This is a genomic window from Pseudomonas sp. DW-iso17, from assembly GCF_058725345.1.
The window spans coordinates 41,372-58,032 of record NZ_JBZXEA010000021.1 but is presented as its reverse complement, the minus strand read 5'-3'; the positions used below and the strand labels follow the sequence as shown (position 1 = coordinate 58,032).

Below are 16,661 nucleotides of genomic sequence, written 5' to 3'. Positions count from 1 at the left end.
CAGGGGATTGCATTTCAACTGTGGGAGCTGGCTTGCCTGCGATGAGGCCCTAAAGGTCGCCCATGACTCGCCCTGCAAACCCAAATACCCGCCGCCCACCACCCAAATCCACCAACTCCACCTCCCGACGCTGCCCCGGCTCAAACCGCACCGCCGTGCCCGCCGGAATATTCAGGCGCATGCCACGGCTGGCCGCTCGGTCGAATTCCAGCGCGTCATTGGTCTCGAAAAAGTGGTAATGCGAGCCCACCTGGATCGGCCGGTCGCCGCTGTTGGCCACGCCGAGGGTGAGGGTGCGGCGGCCGACATTCAGTTCGATCTCGCCAGGCTGGATCTGATATTCACCAGGAATCATGCAGGTTGCCCCAGGGTCTTGAAGTAGATGGCGGTCGGGCTGTAGCGCCCGTCCGGGCTTTGGCAATAGTCGGGCAGCTCACCGATTTTGGTGTAGCGCAGCGACTGGTAAAAGGCTTCGGCGCCGGAGCCGGCCTCGGTGTCCAGGTACAGCAGGCCACGCTTGTGCTGGCGCGCGGCGAGTTCCAGGGTATTCATCAATTGCTGGCCCAGGCCATGGCGACGGGCGCTGCTGTGCACCAGCAACTTTTGCACCTCGGCGCGGTTCAGACCGTTGGCTTTCTGGCACAACGCCAATTGCACGCTGGCGATCACCTGCTCGTCGCGCACCACCACCCACAGCAGCAGGCTGGTGTCCTCGACACCGGCTTGCACGCCGCTCAGGTAGTCCCGGGCCTGGGCCTCATCGAAGTCGGCCATGAAGCCCACCGACGCGCCGTGCTGCACCGCGTCCAGCAACAGCTCGATCAAGCCCCGGCGGTAGTGGGCAAAACTTTCCGCATTGACTCGACGCAGTTGTGCAGCGCTCATCGATGTCACTCCTTGGGCGGTTGTGCGCCCGGGTTCAAGGTCAGTTGCATAAAGGTCAGGTCCAGCCAGCGGCCGAACTTGATGCCCACTTGCGGCATTTGCCCGGTAGTCACGAAGCCCAGGCGCTCATGCAGGCGGATCGAGGCCAGGTTGCCGCTTTCGATGGCGGCGACCATGACGTGCTTGCCGCAGCTGCGGGCGCGCTCGATCAGGGCCTGCATCAGGTGTGGGCCGAGGCCTTTGCCACGCTGGTCATTGCGCACGTATACCGAGTGTTCGACGCTGTAGCGGAAGCCTTCGAAGGGGCGCCAGTCGCCGAATGAGGCGTAGCCGGTGACTTCGTCGTTGTCCACCGCCACCAGGATCGGGTATTGCTGCGCCTGGCGTGCACTGAACCAGGCCTGGCGGTTGGCCAGGTCCACCGGTTGCTCGTTCCAGATCGCCGTGGTGTTCAACACCGCGTCGTTGTAAATGGCGCGGATTGCCGGCAGGTCGTGTTCGGTTGCATCACGAATCATGGCTGCGCCTCAGGCAATGGGCTGGTGGACGGTGACCAGCTTGGTGCCGTCGGGGAACGTGGCTTCCACCTGGATATCCGGGATCATTTCCGGGATGCCTTCCATAACCTGTTCGCGGCTGAGCAGGGTGGTGCCGTAGTGCATCAGGTCGGCCACCGTGCGGCCATCGCGGGCGCCCTCCATCAGGGCGGCGGAGATATAGGCGATGGTCTCCGGGTAGTTGAGCTTCACTCCGCGTGCCAGGCGCCGTTCGGCGACCAGGCCTGCGGTGAAGATCAGCAGTTTGTCTTTTTCCCGTGGGGTCAGGTCCATGGTTCAGGGTCCTTCATAAAATTCATTCTTAAATACATAGAAGATCCCATGTGAAGCTGATTTATGTGGGAGCTGGCTCCACAGTTTGATCTTCATGTGCTCCAGATTCTTGGTGATATCGCTTCCCTGCCGAGTACGGCCGGTCGCAAAAGCCGCCATAAATCAATCAACCACCCCCGCGCCAGCAGCGCTTCACTGGCCAGGCACCGCGCCACCAGCAAGCCGGGCAGTTGGGTCAGGTCACCGCGCACCGCGTGGGGCAGTGAGCGGCATTGTTCCAATAATTCAGGTTCGATCTCACCGGTCACCAACAATGTGGCAAACACCGGCTGCCCATCCAGCCCGATAGGCGAATCCAGCAACCCATCGGCGCCCACAATGCGCTGGCGCTCATGCCAGAGCAACTGGCCGTCGCGGCGAATGTCCAGGTGCGATTGGAAATGGCCCAGGTCGAACCGTTCGCCACTGGCCGGGCGCCCCAGGGCGACCACATCCCAATAGAACAACCGTGCATCGCCCAACAGCTCGATTCGCGTGGTGAGTTCGGCCTGGGCCGCGCTGAACACGATGGTTTCCTGAGGCAGCCATTCCAGGGTCGCGCCGGCTTCCACAGTCAGTTCAAGTTGCTGATACGCCGGGCCGCTGGCGCGGTACCACTTGGCGGCGCCGGGGCTGGTCAGTTGTGCCCAGGCACCCGTGCCCACATGGGCGCTGATGTCCAGGCGATCGCCACCGGCAATCCCGCCGGGTGGGTGCACGATGATGTGCTGGCACACCTCGGGGCCTTCGGCGTACAAGTGTTTTTGCACGCGCAGCGGGCCAAGGTGGCGGCGCAATACCGGGCGTGTGGTGTCTTTGACACGCGCGTAGCCGAGTTCCAGCTCGGCGTGCCAGCTGGGCGTGAACAGGGCAGGGGTAATGGGCAGGTTCATGGCGTGTGCTTATCGTTAGGAGGCTACAGATTAGATGGTTACCAGCCCACGCACACCCTCGCTTTCCATATTTTCACCACGGCCCTGCTGCACGATTTCGCCACGGGACATCACCAGGTACTGGTCAGCCAGTTCAGCGGCAAAGTCATAGAACTGCTCCACCAACAGGATCGCCATGTCGCCGCGCTCCGCGAGCTTCTTGATCACCGCGCCGATCTCCTTGATGACCGACGGCTGGATGCCTTCGGTGGGCTCATCGAGAATCAACAGGCGCGGGCGGCTCGCCAGGGCGCGGCCAATCGCCAACTGTTGTTGTTGGCCCCCGGATAAATCGCCGCCGCGGCGGTGCTTCATTTGCAGCAATACCGGGAACAGTTCGTAGATGAAGGCTGGCACCTCTTTGGCTTCGGAACCGGGGAAACGCGATAGTCCCATCAGCAGGTTTTCTTCTACGGTCAGCCGCCCGAATATCTCCCGGCCCTGGGGCACGTAGGCGATGCCGGCATGTACGCGCTGGTGCGGCTTGAAGCCGGTGATGGCCTTGCCTTCCCAGTTCACCGCGCCTTCCTTGGCTGGCAGCAGACCCATCAGGCACTTGAGCAGGGTGGTCTTGCCCACGCCGTTACGCCCGAGCAGGCAGGTGACTTCGCCGACCTTCACGTCGAAGGACAGCCCGCGCAGAATATGGCTACCGCCGTAATACTGGTGCAGCTTGTCGACTTGCAGCATTCTCAAAACCTCCTCAATCCCCCTGCGGGAACCGGATCAACTGTGGGAGCTGGCTTGCCTGCGATGCAGGCGACCCGGTGTGTCAGGTAAACCGCTATCGCAGGCAAGCCAGCTCCCACATACAGCCGTTCGTGTCAGCGTTAGCGGCCGAGGTAAACCTCGATCACCCGCTCATTTTCCTGCACCTGTTCCAGCGACCCTTCGGCCAGCACGCTGCCCTGGTGCAACACAGTCACATGGTCGGCAATCGAGCCGACAAACCCCATGTCGTGTTCCACCACCATCAACGAGTGCTTGCCGGCCAGGCGCTTGAACAGTTCGGCGGTGAACTCGGTCTCGGCGTCGGTCATGCCCGCCACTGGTTCATCGAGCAGCAACAGTTGCGGGTCTTGCATCAGCAACATACCGATTTCCAGGAACTGCTTCTGGCCGTGGGACAGCAAGCCGGCGGGGCGATGCACCGAGGCGGTGAGGCGGATGGTGTCGAGCACTTCCTCGATGCGGTCCTTCTGCTCACCGTCCAGGCGCGCCCGCAGGCTGGCCCACACCGACTTGTCGGTCTTCTGCGCCAGCTCCAGGTTTTCGAACACGCTGAGGGCTTCGAACACCGTGGGCTTCTGGAATTTGCGCCCGATGCCGGCCTGGGCGATCTGCACTTCGCTCATGCGCGTCAGGTCCAGGGTTTCGCCAAACCAGGCCTTGCCGTGGCTGGGCCGGGTCTTGCCGGTGATCACGTCCATCAGCGTGGTCTTGCCCGCGCCGTTGGGGCCGATGATGCAGCGCAATTCGCCGACGCCGATGTACAGGTTCAGGTCGTTGAGGGCCTTGAAACCGTCAAAGCTGACGCTGATATCTTCCAGGGTCAGAATGGTACCGTGGCGGGTGTTGAGCCCTTTGCCCGCGACCTGGCCGATGCCAATCGCATCGCGGCCGCTGCCTGCGTCGAAAATAGGTTCAAGCATGACGTTCCTCATTTCTTCAGCAGGCCGATAACGCCCTTGGGCAGGTACAGGGTGACGATAATGAACAGCGCCCCCAGGAAGAACAGCCAGTACTCGGGGAAGGCCACGGTGAACCAACTCTTCATGCCATTGACCACACCGGCGCCGAGCAGCGGCCCGATCAGCGTGCCACGCCCGCCCAGCGCTACCCACACGGCGGCTTCGATGGAGTTGGTTGGTGACATTTCGCTGGGGTTGATGATGCCCACTTGCGGCACATACAGCGCACCGGCAAGGCCGCACAACACTGCGCTCAACACCCACACGAACAGCTTGAAACCGCGTGGGTCGTAACCGCAGAACATCAGGCGGTTCTCGGCATCGCGCAGGGCGGTGAGCACGCGCCCGAACTTGCTCTTCGCCAGGCGCCAGCCGATGTAGAGGCTGGCCACCAGCAACAACACCGTGGCGAAAAACAACACCGCCCGCGTGCCCGGTTCAGTGATGCCAAAACCTAAGATGCTGCGGAAGTTGGTAAAGCCGTTGTTGCCGCCGAACCCGGTCTCGTTGCGAAAGAACAACAGCATCCCCGCGAACGTCAGGGCCTGGGTCATGATCGAGAAATACACGCCCTTGATTCGCGAGCGGAAGGCGAAGAAACCGAACACCAACGCCAGCACCCCGGGGGCCAGTACCACCAGGCACAACGCCCACAGGAAGTGGTCGGTGCCGGCCCAGTACCAGGGCAATTCGGTCCAGGACAAAAAGGTCATGAACGCCGGCAACTCATCCCCGGACGCCTGGCGCATCAAGTACATGCCCATGGCGTAGCCGCCCAAGGCGAAGAACAAACCGTGGCCCAGGGACAACATCCCGGCGTAACCCCACACCAGGTCCAGCGCCAGGGCGACGATGGCGTAACAGAGAATCTTGCCCACCAGGGTCAAGGTGTAGGCCGACACATGCAGCGGGTTGTCGGCAGACAAGAGCGAGCACAGGGGCAACGCCAGCAGCAGGAGCAGGATGACTGCACCGACTGCAATCGTGACCTTGGGGCCGGCCTTTTGCGTGGCCGTAAGCATCAATGGCTGGTTCATCAGTCGATCACCCGTCCTTTCAGTGCGAAGAGTCCTTGCGGGCGTTTCTGGATAAACAGAATGATCAGCGCGAGGATCAGGATCTTGCCGAGCACGGCGCCGATCTGGGGTTCGAGGATCTTGTTGGCGATCCCCAGGCCAAAGGCGGCCATGACACTGCCGGCCAACTGGCCGACGCCGCCGAGCACCACCACCAGGAACGAGTCGATGATGTAGCTCTGGCCCAGGTCCGGGCCGACGTTGCCGATCTGGCTCAGCGCCACGCCGCCCAAACCTGCGATACCGGAGCCGAGGCCAAAGGCGAGCATGTCCACGCGCCCGGTAGGCACGCCGCAGCAGGCGGCCATGTTGCGGTTCTGGGTGACGGCGCGCACGTTCAGACCCAGGCGCGTCTTGTTCAGCAGCAGCCAGGTGAGCACCACCACGAACAGCGCAAAGGCGATGATCACGATGCGGTTGTACGGCAGCACCAGGTTGGGCAGTACCTGGATGCCGCCAGACAGCCAGGCCGGGTTCGACACTTCGACGTTCTGCGCGCCGAACACCAGGCGCACCAGCTGGATCAGCATCAGGCTGATGCCCCAGGTGGCGAGCAGGGTTTCCAGGGGGCGGCCATACAAGTGACGGATGACTGTGCGTTCCAGCGCCATGCCGATGGCCGCGGTGACAAAAAACGCCACCGGCAACGCGATCAACGGGTAGAACTCGATGGCCTGGGGCACATAGCGCTGCATCATCAACTGCACCACATAGGTGGAGTAGGCGCCGAGCATCAGCATCTCGCCGTGAGCCATGTTGATCACGCCGAGCAGGCCGAAGGTGATCGCCAGGCCCAGGGCCGCCAACAGCAGGATCGAGCCCAGGGACATGCCGCTGAACGCCTGGCCGAGGATTTCACCCATCATCAGTTTGCGTTTGACCTGGGCCAGGCTGGTTTCAGCGGCGGTGTGCACGGCGGCGTCGGCTTCCACGCCTGGCGCCAGCAGCGCTTCAAGGCGCGTGCGGGCCAGCGGGTCGCCGGTGCTGCCGAGCAAGCGCACGGCTGCCAGGCGCACCACCGGGTCGGGGTCGACCAATTGCAGGTTGGCCAGGGCCAGGCTCAGGGCGCTGTGCACCTGCTCATCCGTTTCGGCGGCGACCTGCTGGTCGAGGAATTTAAGTTGTGCAGGCACCGCGCTTTTTTGCAGGGTGCGCGCTGCGTCCAGGCGCACCTTGGGGTCGGCGGCGAGCAGTTGTTGGCTGGCTTGCACGTTATTGATCAAGCCGCGCAGGCGGTTGTTCAGGCGCACGGTCTTGGTTTCGCCGTTGAGCATGAGTTGACCTTGCTCAAGGGCGTCCACCAACTCGATACGCGTTGGGTCGGGGTGGGCGGCCCAGTCCTGCAGGAGTTTGGCTTGCTGCACCGGGTTGGCGGCAAGGAAGTCTTCGGCGTCGCTGGCGTGTGCGCCAAAGGGCAGCAACAGCAGCACGGCGAGGATGAGGCGGTGGAGGGCAGTGGGCATAGCAAAATGTCCTGATCATGCGGGGACAGTGTGGGAGCAGGCTGTGTGGGGGCTGGCTTGCCTGCGATGGCATCGCTGCGGTGTGTCAGGCACACCGAGTTGTTTGCATCGCAGGCAAGCCAGCGCCCACAGTGACCATGTCCCACATTCGAGCTGTGGGGGCGTTAGTTGCTCTTCACGGCATAGTCCGGCTTTTTGTCATTGCCCGGGATGTAGGGGCTCCACGGCTGTGCACGAATCGGCGCTTCGGTCTGCCACACCACCGAGAACTGCCCGTCGGCCTGGATCTCACCGATCATCACCGGCTTGTGCAGGTGGTGGTTGGTCTTGTCCATGGTCAGGGTGAAGCCCGACGGCGCGGCGAAGGTCTGGCCGCCCAGGGCTTCACGCACTTTGTCGACGTCAGTGGACTTGGCTTTTTCCGCCGCCTGCGCCCACATATGGATGCCCACATAGGTGGCTTCCATCGGGTCGTTGGTCACGGCTTTGTCGGCGCCCGGCAGGTTGTGTTTCTTGGCGTAGGCTTTCCAGTCGGCCACGAACTTCTGGTTCACCGGGTTTTCCACCGACTGGAAGTAGTTCCAGGCCGCGAGGTTGCCCACCAACGGCTTGGTGTCGATGCCACGCAGTTCTTCTTCACCCACCGAGAACGCCACCACCGGTACCTCGGTGGCTTTCAAGCCTTGGTTGGCCAGTTCTTTGTAGAACGGCACGTTGGAGTCGCCATTGACGGTGGAGACCACAGCCGTCTTGCCACCGGCGGAGAACTTCTTGATGTTGGCGACGATGGTCTGGTAATCGGCGTGGCCGAACGGGGTGTAGACCTCTTCGATGTCTTTATCCGCCACGCCTTTGGAATGCAGGAACGAGCGCAGGATCTTGTTGGTGGTGCGCGGGTACACATAGTCGGTGCCGAGCAGGAAGAAACGCTTGGCGCTGCCGCCTTCTTCGCTCATCAGGTATTCCACCGCCGGGATCGCCTGCTGGTTCGGCGCCGCACCGGTATAGAACACGTTGGGCGACATCTCTTCACCTTCGTACTGCACCGGGTAGAACAGCAAACCGTTGAGTTCTTCAAACACCGGCAACACCGATTTACGCGACACTGAGGTCCAGCAGCCGAACACCACGGCGACCTTGTCCTGGGTCAGCAGTTGGCGGCCTTTCTCGGCGAACAGCGGCCAGTTGGACGCTGGGTCTACCACCACCGGTTCGAGCATCTTGCCGTTCACCCCGCCTTTGGCGTTGATCTCGTCGATGGTCATCAGCGCCATGTCTTTGAGCGAGGTTTCGGAGATCGCCATGGTCCCGGACAACGAGTGCAGGATGCCGACCTTGATGGTCTCGGCGGCCTGGACGGTCCAGGTCAAACCCATGGCGGCAATGGATGCCGACAAAGTGAAAGCCTTGATCAAGCTGCGACGCTTCATGGTGCGATCTCCGTGTACCGATAATTGTTGTGGGGCAGATACACAGGGCTTTGCAAGGGCTGTGCCTGCTACGCCAGACACGGGTTTACCGGCGGGTTCGGGAGGTAAAGCCGCTCCGTGGCGCACCAGGTTGGCGCCACGGAGGCCGTTGGGTGCACGGCAGGCTTCAAAAGAGGGCGTTGGGCGACAATGCTTCAGGCGGTTGCGCTAATGCGTGACAGCAGCAAGCGATCCAGCGCCCACACCAGGACCAACGAAGCCCCTACTAACGGGAAAATGATCGCCAGCCCGAGCATGATCGCCATCGCGGTTTTCCACTTGGGCAGGTCGTGGCGCAGCGGCGGTACACCCAGTCCACCCTGGGGCCGGCGCTTCCACCAGATCACCACGCCGCTGACCGCACTGAGCAGAATCATCAGGCAGATCACCAGCACGATCAGTTGGTTGACCCAGCCGAACATCTTGCCTTCGTGCAGCATCACGCCGGTCTCGGTGGCGCGTGCGACCAGGTTGTAATGATCCCAGCGTACATCGGCCAGGACCTTGCCGGTGTACTGGTCCACGTGCAGGGTGGCGTCGTTGCGCGGGTCGTCGGCGAACACCGCGACGGTGAATACACCGGTGGCGGTGGTGGGGAAGGTAATGCTGTAGCCGGGCTCGACCTTGCGTGCGTTGGCCAGGTCGACCACCTGTTGCAGGCGCACCGTGGGTGCGGCCGGGCCTGCGTGCATTGCGCCGTGATTCATATGCTCGGCGTGGTCGCCGGACATTGGCATCGGCGTGTTTTCCAGGGCCCAGGGCACGGTTTGCTGGGTGGCCGTGTTGAGCACACGGGCCTGCTGGTCGGACTGCGGCACGCTGTTCCACATCGCGGCTGGGAAGGTGTTCCACAGGTCGGCGTATTGCTTGCCCCAGAAGCCGGTCCAGGTCATGCCGCTGAGCAACATCACCAGCAGGAACGCTGCGCCCCAGAAGCCGGCGACAGCGTGCAGGTCACGCCAGAACAAGCGGCCACGGCTGCCGATGCGCGGCCATAACACGCCGGCCGAGGACTTGCCCCGCGGCCACCACAGGTACAGGCCGGACACCACCAGCATCACGCCCCAGCCAGCGGCCAATTCGATCAGGCGATCGCCCACGGTGCCGATCATCAGTTCGCCGTGCAGGGCGCGGACGATGGCTTGCAGGTTGTTGTTTGCGTCTTGCTCACCGAGGACGGTGCCGCGATAGGGGTCGATGAACACCGCCACCTCGTGGGCATCGTTGCGCATCACGAACTGCGCGCTGCGAGTGGCGCCGGCAGGGGGCAGGTATTTGCTGATCGCGGCGTGGGGGTAGGCGGCCTGGGCGCGCTGCAGTTGCTCGTCGGCGCTCAGCGCATGTTCGGCGGCGGGCACGGTGAGCAGGTGGCCGTACATCAGCGGGTCGAGCTGGGGTTTGAACAGGTAGATGATGCCGGTGAGGGCCAGCAGCACCATGAAGGGGGCGACGAAGAGGCCGGCGTAGAAGTGCCAGCGCCAGGCCAGGTTGTAGAAGGAAATTTTTTGTGTGGTCATCGGCTGCTCCGCATAAGGCTTTTGATTTTTCTTGGTCTGTTACACCGTCATCGCAGGCAAGCCAGCTCCCACAGGGGACTGTATTGCACCTGTGGGAGCTGGCTTGCCTGCGATGCTTTTAGAAGCTCATGTCCACCTTGGTCCAGAGCGTACGCCCCGGCTCCTTGATGGCCTGCGGGTCGTTGGCTGGGTAACCGAAGCCTGCGTTACCGGCCAGGTTCAGATGCTCGGCGTAGGCCTTGCCAAACAAGTTGTCGACGCCGGTGCTGACCTTGAAGTGCTTGTTGATGCGGTAGGCCGCGTTCAGCGAGAACACGCCGAAGCCGCCACTCTTGTCGTAGTCCTTGCCGACCACGTTGCCTTTGTTCGGGTCGATACGGTGTTGCGCCGCGACCACCCTCCACAACGCACCAGCGCTCCAATCGTCTTCGCTGTAGGTCAGGCCCAGGCGCGTGTCCAGCGGTGGCATTTGTGGCAGGGCCTTGCCGTCGCTGCTGTTCTTGCCCCAGGCATAGGCGAGGCTGGCGTCGGCTTTCCAGTGCTGGCTCAGCTTGTACGCCGCGCCCACTTCGCCGCCCATGATGCGTGCGTCCACATTGCGCGCCTGGGAGGTGGTACCCATCATGCCGGGCCTGTAGTCGAACAGGATGAAGTCGCGCACCTGGCCGACATAGCCCGACACCCAGGCTTCCAGGTCGGCGCTCTTGTACTGGGCACCGAAGTCGAGCTGGGTGGTTTTCTCGGGCTTCACGCCGTCGAAGGCATTCACCGAACCGGCCGCGCCGGTGTTGGGGGAAAACAGCTCCCAGTAATCCGGGAAACGTTCCGCGTGGCCCAGGCCGGCATACAGCGTGGTGGGGCTGTCCGCCAGGTCGTGCTCATAACGCACAAAGCCCGAGGGCAATGTATCGGCGCGGGTGTCGCCGGCGGTCGGGTTCGGGCGCGACATCATTCCCGAGCCGGTACGTTGACGGAAGTCCTTGGCCGAGGCGCGGTCCAAGCGCGCGCCGGTGATCAGGCGATCGTTGTCGGCGGCGTACCAGGTCAGTTCGCCGAACACACCGTAGTTGTGGAAATTGGCGTCCTTGTTGCGCGGCAAATCCTTATACGTGTCGATGCCCATGCTGCTGCGCGCACGGTGTTCATTGGTCTGCGCATCCAGGCCGCTGATCAATTGCACATCCGCCCAGCGCCAGGTGGCCTTGATGCGTGCGCCAAGGGTGCGGCGGTCGACGTTGGACGCCATGGGGCCCGCCATCATGCCGGTGCCCGAAGGGACACGCAGGCTGTAGTTGTCCATCACATGATCGGCGTAGTTGTAGTAGACCTGGGCCTCGACCTTATCCAGCACCTCACCGATATTGGACTTTTCGAAACGCAGCCCCAGGCTTTCGCGCAGAAACTGCGAGCCGTCCATGCCGCGCCCGGCGTAGCGCGCCTCGCCGTCGCCACGCCCGGCGGTGAGTTCCAGCAGGGTGTCGGCGTCGGGCGTGAAACCCACGGCCACGTCACCGTTCCACTTGTCATAGCGCGAGGCGACGGTGTCGTTGTTGCCGTCCTTGTAATCGTCGGCATGGGCCTGGTTGCCGATCACCCGCACGTAGCCCAATGGCCCGCCGGCAGCGGCATCGATGACCTTGTCGAAACGCCCGTTGGAGCCGGCCAATACGCTGGCGTTGACCCGTGTGCCCAGCTCGCCGAACTGCTCCGGCTCACGCTCGAACAGGATGGTGCCGGCAGACGCGCCCGGGCCCCAGAGCACGGTTTGCGGGCCTTTGATCACGGTGAGCTTGTCGTAGGTTTCCGGCGAAATATACGAAGTTGGCGCATCCATGCGGCCCGGGCAGGCGCCGAGCATCATGCCGCCGTTGGTGAGGATATTCAGGCGCGAGCCGAACATGCCGCGCAGCACCGGGTCGCCGTTGGTGCCGCCGTTGCGCACCAGGGCGAAGCCGGGGATGGTCTTGAGGTAGTCGCCGCCATCGCTGGCGGGCACCGGTTGGCGCGGGTCTTTGGGGTTGGTGACCACGGTCAGCGGTGAGCTGGGGGCGATCGCGGTGATGACGGTGGGGCTCAGCTCATGCTCGTCGGCGTGAGCGTGGGCAGCCAATAGTGCGCCGCATAAGGCGGTGAGCAGGGCAGTACTTCCCAAACGGGTGTCAGCAGAAAACCTGGACATGACAAATTCCATCAATCAATCGTAAACAACACGGCCAGCAGCCTGCGGCTGTCTGTCTAAAGTCGGCCGGGGTGAAGTAACGCTGTGAAGGGCTTACGAAACGATGGGCGGCGCACGGCTACGGGCGCCGGGGAAGATGCTCTGCCGGGAATGGCCCAGGCGCGTGGCGGGTGTGAGGGCGTTGGCGGGCGGCGGGGTGCCGAGGGCCACGAACGACACACTGCCGGGCAGGGCCGGGCAGCTGAATAGCAGGTCGCAATAGCCGCACTTGGCCCAGAGTGCGTGGTGTTCGGCTGGAGCTTGGGTGTGATGGGATTTACCGTGGTCGCTCGGCATATCCATGGGCATTTCCATGGACATACCGGCGTGATGATCCATCGGCATCGCCTGGGAAATCAGCGGACCGATAAAGATCATCAGCATGGCGAACAGGCTGATCCAACTGCCGCGCTTCACGCGGTAGTGGGGAGACAACCTGGCGCGAGGAGCGCCCATCGAGGTTGGCTTACTGAGCGTGCATATGCTCGTGGCCAGCCATCGGTGGCGCTTTGTGCACCGACACTTGCACCTCGACCTTGCCGGCTTTCTCGAAGGTGAGGGTCAGCGGGAATTGCTTGCCATCGGCGAGCAGGCTGCGGTCCTTGAGGCCCAGCAGCATGACGTGATAGGCCATTGGCGCGAAGGTCAGTTCACCCTTGGCTGGTACGTCCACGTTGGGCACCTGTTGCATCTTCATCAGGTCGCCTTGCATTACGTGCTCATGCAATTCGGCTTTCTCCGCCAAGGGCGTCTCGGCACTGAGCAGGCGATCTGCCGTCTCCCCAGTATTGTGAATCACAAAGTACGCCGCGACGGTGGGCGCATTCGGCGGCAATTCCTGGGACCAGGGATTGCTGACCTCCAAGTCGCCGGCCTTGTAGTCATCGGCATTGGCAGCACTGAACACCGGCAGCAGCAACGCGGCCAGAAGCAGGGAAGATTTAAGCATGGCAGTTCTCCAGAACGGTTCTAAACGCAGTTCACTTGCGAAGAAGCTCAGACCGTTGGAGAGGCGCGGGGGTTAAGGCTTGGCCATTGCTGGCGCGGGGTGGGATTGCGCAATAAGCGCGGCGGCAGGCTCTGCACCGCCTCGAAGCGCGTCACATACAACTGCGGCACATGCCCTGGCAACGCCACCAACGGCGCCGAACCCGAGCAACACCAGCAATGCTGCATAGCCGAGTGATCATCCGGCGGCGCCGGGATTTCCAGCTTGCCCAGGGCAATCGCCTTGAGGCTCGCGCCATTGGACGAACAGAACCCGCCCCACATCAGACGCTTGATCGGGTCATCCGTCTGCTGCATCGCACTGGCCAACGGCATGGCAAACGCATTGAACAGCACTGCAAGGCAGGCGATCCAGGCAATTGCAAAGCGTTGACGGGCCATGGCGGATAATCCGTAGGGTTAAACGATCAGGCGGGTATTTAGCCTGATCGGGGGGGATAAGTAAAAAGGGCGGGTGTGGTTTGGTGTCGCAGTGGTGGGTTTGAGGATAGACGAGAACGGCCGCTTGCCAATTTTGCAGAAGGGACGCAGCGTACCAGGCGGGCTGATCGTTCCCACGCTCTGCGTGGGAATGCCGCGTTGGACGCTCTGCGTCCGCTTTTAAAGCCGTGACGCGAAGCGTCACAGGATGCATTCCCACGCGGAGCGTGGGAACGATCAAGTCAGGTATAGGGCTTTTTCCAGCCAATGGTTGCGCAGTTGATTGAGCTAGCGCCTTGGCTGGCTGATCTACTACCGTCATTTGATAACGCAATTCCAAAGTGTGTGCGGGCTTGCTCGCAAAGCGGTGTGTCAGTCGCTGGATGTTTTGGCCGACACACTGCCTTCGCGAGCGAGCCCGCTCCCAAATTATGCAGCGGGTACGCCGTGGACCTGCATATCGACACCCAGGGCTTTTCTAATCACGGCAAAAATCGCCGCAAGGTTATCCATGCTGGGGTTGCCGCTGGCCGAAAGCATTCGGTGCAGGCTTTTGCTAGGTTTGGCGGTTTGTTTCGCAAGGCCTTCAAAGCCTACTGTGGCGTTGACTAAATCACGCAGGATCACGCGAGAGATTTCCGGCTCGCCATTGAGAAATAGCGTAGCGGCCTCGTCGAGAAGCGCTTGGGCGAATGCAGGGTCTCGCTGGGCACGTTCAGCGATGGTGTGTTTGTAGCTACGGGTAAGCGCCATGCTGGTCACCTCTTTTGTTTCAATTTCTTGTCACGCTGATACTCGTTAATCAGCGACTTTACGACCTTGATATCGCGCTTTTGACTGGACTTATCACCACCACCGAACAGGATGATTAATCGATGTCCTTCTCGTATCAAATAGATTCGCAAGCCGGGTCCCCAGTCGATACGGTATTCGCCTAGCCCATCGAACCACTTGATGTTGCTGGTGTTGCCTGTTTCAAGCCGAACTAAAGCGGTTGAAACTCGAGTTGCCGCTGGGACACTCAAGGATGAAAACCACTCATCGAACGGACTGGAATCGTTGTCGCGTTGGTATTCTTCGATCTCAATCATTAGCCGTCCTGAAGGTAACAAATAGGTTACTAATCAAGCAAGCGAGCGATCCTGACTCATCGAGTGAAGTTTGCCAACGCGCTGAGTGTTTCTTCAGACGACAGGAATTCCCTATCTACTTGAGCCAACATCGGCCGCTTCAACACCAACACCGGCACCCCCCGCTCACGCGCCACTTCCAGCTTCGGCTCGGTGCCGGTGCTGCCGCTGTTCTTGCTGATCAGCACATCAATTCGCCGTTCTTCGAATAACGCCCGCTCGTCCTCGATGAGGAACGGCCCGCGTGCGCCGATCACTTCACAGCGCTTGTTGCCCGGATACACATCCAGCGCGCGCAAGGTCCAGAACTGCTCGGCGGGGATTTCGTCGAGGTGCTGCAAGGGTTCGCGACCCAAGGTGAACAGCGGGCGCTTGAAGGGTTTGAGCGCTTCGACCAGTTCGGCCCAGTCGGCGACCTCTCGCCAGTCATCCCCCGGCTGCGGCTGCCAGGCCGGGCGTCGCAATGCCCAGCAAGGTACGCCGCATGCCCTTGCAGCCTCGGCCGCGTTGCGGCTGATCTGCGCCGCATACGGGTGCGTAGCATCAAGGATCAGGCTGATGCGTTCGGCACGTACAAACTGCGCCAGGCCTTCACTACCGCCGTAGCCGCCGACCCGCACCTGGCAGGTGAGGTCGGTGGGTACGCGGCCCACGCCGGCCAGGCTGTAGACGTGTTCAGGCCCCAAGGTGCGGGCGATGGCCAGCGCTTCCGTGACGCCGCCCAGCAGCAGAATTCTTTTCATAGCGGCTTGATCACTTCCAGCAACGTGATCGGCAGCGCCTGGCGCCAGGTATCGAACTCGCCCAAGGGCTGCGCCTGGGCCACATGGATGCGGGTCAGTTCGCCGCCATGCTCGGCACGCCAGTTCATCAAGGTCATTTCGCTTTGCAGGGTCACGGCATTGGCAACCAGGCGGCCACCGGGGCGCAGGTGTTGCCAGCAGGTATCGAGCACGCCGTCGCGGGTGACGCCGCCGCCGATGAAGATGGCGTCTGGTGTTTCCAGGCCGCTTAACGCCTCCGGCGCCTTGCCGCGAATCAGTTGCAGACCGGGCACCCCGAGGGCGTCGCGGTTGTGTTCGATCAGGCCTTGGCGGCCGGTGTCGGCTTCAATCGCCAAGGCACGACAGCTGGGATGGGTGCGCATCCATTCAATACCGATGGAGCCACTGCCCGCGCCCACGTCCCATAACAGTTCGCCCGGCATGGGCGCGAGGCGGGCGAGGGTCATGGCGCGCACATCGCGCTTGGTCAGTTGGCCATCGTGTTTGAAGGCTGAGTCCGGCAAGCCGGCAAGACGCGACAGACGCGGTGCGTTCGCATCCGCCAGGCAGTCGATGGCGACCAGGTTCAAATCAGCAACCGCGGTGTGCTCCCACGCTTGCGCGTGCCCGTCGATACGCCGTTCAGCCGGGCCGCCCAGGTGTTCAAACACACTGATGCGGCTGGGGCCAAAACCGCGCTCGGTTAACAACGCAGCAATCAAGGCGGGACTGCTGCCGTCATTGCTCAATACCAACAAGCGCACGCCACTGGCCAAATGCGCGTTGATTGCCGCCAATGGCCGCGCCACTACCGACAATGTCACCACCTCCTGCAACGGCCAGCCCACGCGCGCCGCCGCCAGGGATACCGACGAGGGCGCTGGCAAAATCGTCAACTCCTCAGCCGCCACTTGCCGGGCCAGGCTGGCGCCGACGCCATAGAACATCGGGTCGCCACTGGCCAATACGCACACAGGCTCTCCACGCCGCGACAACACCGGCTCCAGGGAAAACGGGCTCGGCCACAGCTGGCGCTCGCCACCAATACACTGCGGCAGCAGGTCCAACTGGCGCTGAGCACCTATAATCCGCGTGGCGCGCAGCAAGGCATGCCGGGCATTCCTGCCCAGGCCTTTGAAGCCGTCTTCACCGATGCCTACAACCGTCAGCCAGGGCGACATATCAATTCCTTGAACGACATCCGACGGGCAGGCTTTTC

At 62.3% G+C, this 16,661-nt stretch carries 19 protein-coding genes; all 19 read right to left on the bottom strand.

Translation table 11 applies throughout. The annotated features are described in order from the left end of the window. Positions 1-49 precede the first annotated feature (49 nt). On the bottom strand, positions 50-355 hold the full coding sequence (locus tag AC4PS6_RS14755) for an urease subunit beta (protein ID WP_003188134.1): 306 nt from the start codon (positions 353-355) through the stop codon (positions 50-52). Then, entirely contained in the window at positions 352-885 is a 534-nt protein-coding gene (locus tag AC4PS6_RS14750) for a GNAT family N-acetyltransferase (protein ID WP_020301611.1), read from the bottom strand. The genes AC4PS6_RS14755 and AC4PS6_RS14750 overlap by 4 nt, the downstream gene beginning before the upstream one ends. Before the next feature lie 5 nt (positions 886-890). Next, positions 891-1,403, bottom strand: a complete 513-nt coding sequence (locus AC4PS6_RS14745) for a GNAT family N-acetyltransferase (protein WP_019818288.1) — start codon at positions 1,401-1,403, stop codon at positions 891-893. A 9-nt stretch (positions 1,404-1,412) separates the two neighbouring features. Continuing rightward, positions 1,413-1,715, bottom strand: coding sequence for an urease subunit gamma (gene ureA / locus AC4PS6_RS14740; protein WP_003171437.1), 303 nt, complete (start codon positions 1,713-1,715; stop codon positions 1,413-1,415). Positions 1,716-1,807: 92 nt separating this feature from the next. After that, positions 1,808-2,647 (bottom strand): urease accessory protein UreD, encoded by an 840-nt coding sequence (locus AC4PS6_RS14735; protein WP_014716708.1) that lies wholly within the window; start codon positions 2,645-2,647, stop codon positions 1,808-1,810. Between the two features lie 30 nt (positions 2,648-2,677). Further along, positions 2,678-3,376: an urea ABC transporter ATP-binding subunit UrtE gene (gene urtE, locus AC4PS6_RS14730; protein WP_014716709.1), complete on the bottom strand. Its 699-nt coding sequence runs from the start codon at positions 3,374-3,376 to the stop codon at positions 2,678-2,680. Between the two features lie 140 nt (positions 3,377-3,516). Beyond that, on the bottom strand, positions 3,517-4,350 hold the full coding sequence (gene urtD / locus AC4PS6_RS14725) for an urea ABC transporter ATP-binding protein UrtD (RefSeq protein WP_162236640.1): 834 nt from the start codon (positions 4,348-4,350) through the stop codon (positions 3,517-3,519). Beyond that, entirely contained in the window at positions 4,347-5,414 is a 1,068-nt protein-coding gene (urtC, locus tag AC4PS6_RS14720; protein WP_020301610.1) for an urea ABC transporter permease subunit UrtC, read from the bottom strand. Before urtC ends, urtD begins: the two co-directional genes overlap by 4 nt. Continuing rightward, the gene (gene urtB, locus AC4PS6_RS14715; RefSeq protein ID WP_020301609.1) at positions 5,414-6,916 is read right to left on the bottom strand and encodes an urea ABC transporter permease subunit UrtB; all 1,503 of its coding nucleotides are present in this window, start codon (positions 6,914-6,916) and stop codon (positions 5,414-5,416) included. The genes urtC and urtB overlap by 1 nt, the downstream gene beginning before the upstream one ends. Before the next feature lie 164 nt (positions 6,917-7,080). After that, the gene (gene urtA, locus AC4PS6_RS14710) at positions 7,081-8,346 is read right to left on the bottom strand and encodes an urea ABC transporter substrate-binding protein (RefSeq protein ID WP_003188149.1); all 1,266 of its coding nucleotides are present in this window, start codon (positions 8,344-8,346) and stop codon (positions 7,081-7,083) included. 194 nt (positions 8,347-8,540) lie between these two features. Beyond that, positions 8,541-9,902 carry a PepSY-associated TM helix domain-containing protein gene (locus tag AC4PS6_RS14705; protein WP_336826798.1) on the bottom strand — a complete coding sequence of 454 codons (1,362 nt, stop codon included), beginning with the start codon at positions 9,900-9,902 and terminating at the stop codon, positions 8,541-8,543. 118 nt (positions 9,903-10,020) lie between these two features. Next, complete coding sequence (locus AC4PS6_RS14700; RefSeq protein WP_014716715.1) at positions 10,021-12,081, bottom strand: TonB-dependent copper receptor; 2,061 nt, start codon at positions 12,079-12,081, stop codon at positions 10,021-10,023. Between the two features lie 93 nt (positions 12,082-12,174). Next, positions 12,175-12,576, bottom strand: a complete 402-nt coding sequence (locus AC4PS6_RS14695) for a DUF2946 domain-containing protein (protein ID WP_032904023.1) — start codon at positions 12,574-12,576, stop codon at positions 12,175-12,177. A 10-nt stretch (positions 12,577-12,586) separates the two neighbouring features. Next, a complete protein-coding gene (locus AC4PS6_RS14690; RefSeq protein ID WP_032904022.1) occupies positions 12,587-13,069 on the bottom strand; it encodes a copper chaperone PCu(A)C in 483 nt (160 codons plus the stop codon). Between the two features lie 47 nt (positions 13,070-13,116). Next, positions 13,117-13,509 carry a DUF2946 domain-containing protein gene (locus AC4PS6_RS14685; protein WP_003188156.1) on the bottom strand — a complete coding sequence of 131 codons (393 nt, stop codon included), beginning with the start codon at positions 13,507-13,509 and terminating at the stop codon, positions 13,117-13,119. Between the two features lie 468 nt (positions 13,510-13,977). Continuing rightward, complete coding sequence (locus tag AC4PS6_RS14680) at positions 13,978-14,301, bottom strand: helix-turn-helix domain-containing transcriptional regulator (protein WP_014716718.1); 324 nt, start codon at positions 14,299-14,301, stop codon at positions 13,978-13,980. Positions 14,302-14,306: 5 nt separating this feature from the next. Next, positions 14,307-14,639, bottom strand: coding sequence for a type II toxin-antitoxin system RelE/ParE family toxin (locus tag AC4PS6_RS14675; RefSeq protein ID WP_019818285.1), 333 nt, complete (start codon positions 14,637-14,639; stop codon positions 14,307-14,309). Positions 14,640-14,695: 56 nt separating this feature from the next. Continuing rightward, positions 14,696-15,421, bottom strand: coding sequence for a cobalt-precorrin-6A reductase (locus AC4PS6_RS14670; RefSeq protein WP_103451344.1), 726 nt, complete (start codon positions 15,419-15,421; stop codon positions 14,696-14,698). Next, a complete protein-coding gene (gene cbiE, locus AC4PS6_RS14665) occupies positions 15,418-16,623 on the bottom strand; it encodes a precorrin-6y C5,15-methyltransferase (decarboxylating) subunit CbiE (protein WP_073453173.1) in 1,206 nt (401 codons plus the stop codon). The genes AC4PS6_RS14670 and cbiE overlap by 4 nt, the downstream gene beginning before the upstream one ends. Between the last annotated feature and the right edge of the window lie 38 nt (positions 16,624-16,661).

Coding starts and splice junctions, on each gene's coding strand:
- AC4PS6_RS14755 (WP_003188134.1), bottom strand. CDS start 355: ATGATTCCTGGTGAATATCAGATCCAGCCTGGCGAGATCGAACTGAAT.
- AC4PS6_RS14750 (WP_020301611.1), bottom strand. CDS start 885: ATGAGCGCTGCACAACTGCGTCGAGTCAATGCGGAAAGTTTTGCCCAC.
- AC4PS6_RS14745 (WP_019818288.1), bottom strand. CDS start 1,403: ATGATTCGTGATGCAACCGAACACGACCTGCCGGCAATCCGCGCCATT.
- ureA (WP_003171437.1), bottom strand. CDS start 1,715: ATGGACCTGACCCCACGGGAAAAAGACAAACTGCTGATCTTCACCGCA.
- AC4PS6_RS14735 (WP_014716708.1), bottom strand. CDS start 2,647: ATGAACCTGCCCATTACCCCTGCCCTGTTCACGCCCAGCTGGCACGCC.
- urtE (WP_014716709.1), bottom strand. CDS start 3,376: ATGCTGCAAGTCGACAAGCTGCACCAGTATTACGGCGGTAGCCATATT.
- urtD (WP_162236640.1), bottom strand. CDS start 4,350: ATGAGGAACGTCATGCTTGAACCTATTTTCGACGCAGGCAGCGGCCGC.
- urtC (WP_020301610.1), bottom strand. CDS start 5,414: ATGAACCAGCCATTGATGCTTACGGCCACGCAAAAGGCCGGCCCCAAG.
- urtB (WP_020301609.1), bottom strand. CDS start 6,916: ATGCCCACTGCCCTCCACCGCCTCATCCTCGCCGTGCTGCTGTTGCTG.
- urtA (WP_003188149.1), bottom strand. CDS start 8,346: ATGAAGCGTCGCAGCTTGATCAAGGCTTTCACTTTGTCGGCATCCATT.
- AC4PS6_RS14705 (WP_336826798.1), bottom strand. CDS start 9,902: ATGACCACACAAAAAATTTCCTTCTACAACCTGGCCTGGCGCTGGCAC.
- AC4PS6_RS14700 (WP_014716715.1), bottom strand. CDS start 12,081: ATGTCCAGGTTTTCTGCTGACACCCGTTTGGGAAGTACTGCCCTGCTC.
- AC4PS6_RS14695 (WP_032904023.1), bottom strand. CDS start 12,576: ATGGGCGCTCCTCGCGCCAGGTTGTCTCCCCACTACCGCGTGAAGCGC.
- AC4PS6_RS14690 (WP_032904022.1), bottom strand. CDS start 13,069: ATGCTTAAATCTTCCCTGCTTCTGGCCGCGTTGCTGCTGCCGGTGTTC.
- AC4PS6_RS14685 (WP_003188156.1), bottom strand. CDS start 13,509: ATGGCCCGTCAACGCTTTGCAATTGCCTGGATCGCCTGCCTTGCAGTG.
- AC4PS6_RS14680 (WP_014716718.1), bottom strand. CDS start 14,301: ATGGCGCTTACCCGTAGCTACAAACACACCATCGCTGAACGTGCCCAG.
- AC4PS6_RS14675 (WP_019818285.1), bottom strand. CDS start 14,639: ATGATTGAGATCGAAGAATACCAACGCGACAACGATTCCAGTCCGTTC.
- AC4PS6_RS14670 (WP_103451344.1), bottom strand. CDS start 15,421: ATGAAAAGAATTCTGCTGCTGGGCGGCGTCACGGAAGCGCTGGCCATC.
- cbiE (WP_073453173.1), bottom strand. CDS start 16,623: ATGTCGCCCTGGCTGACGGTTGTAGGCATCGGTGAAGACGGCTTCAAA.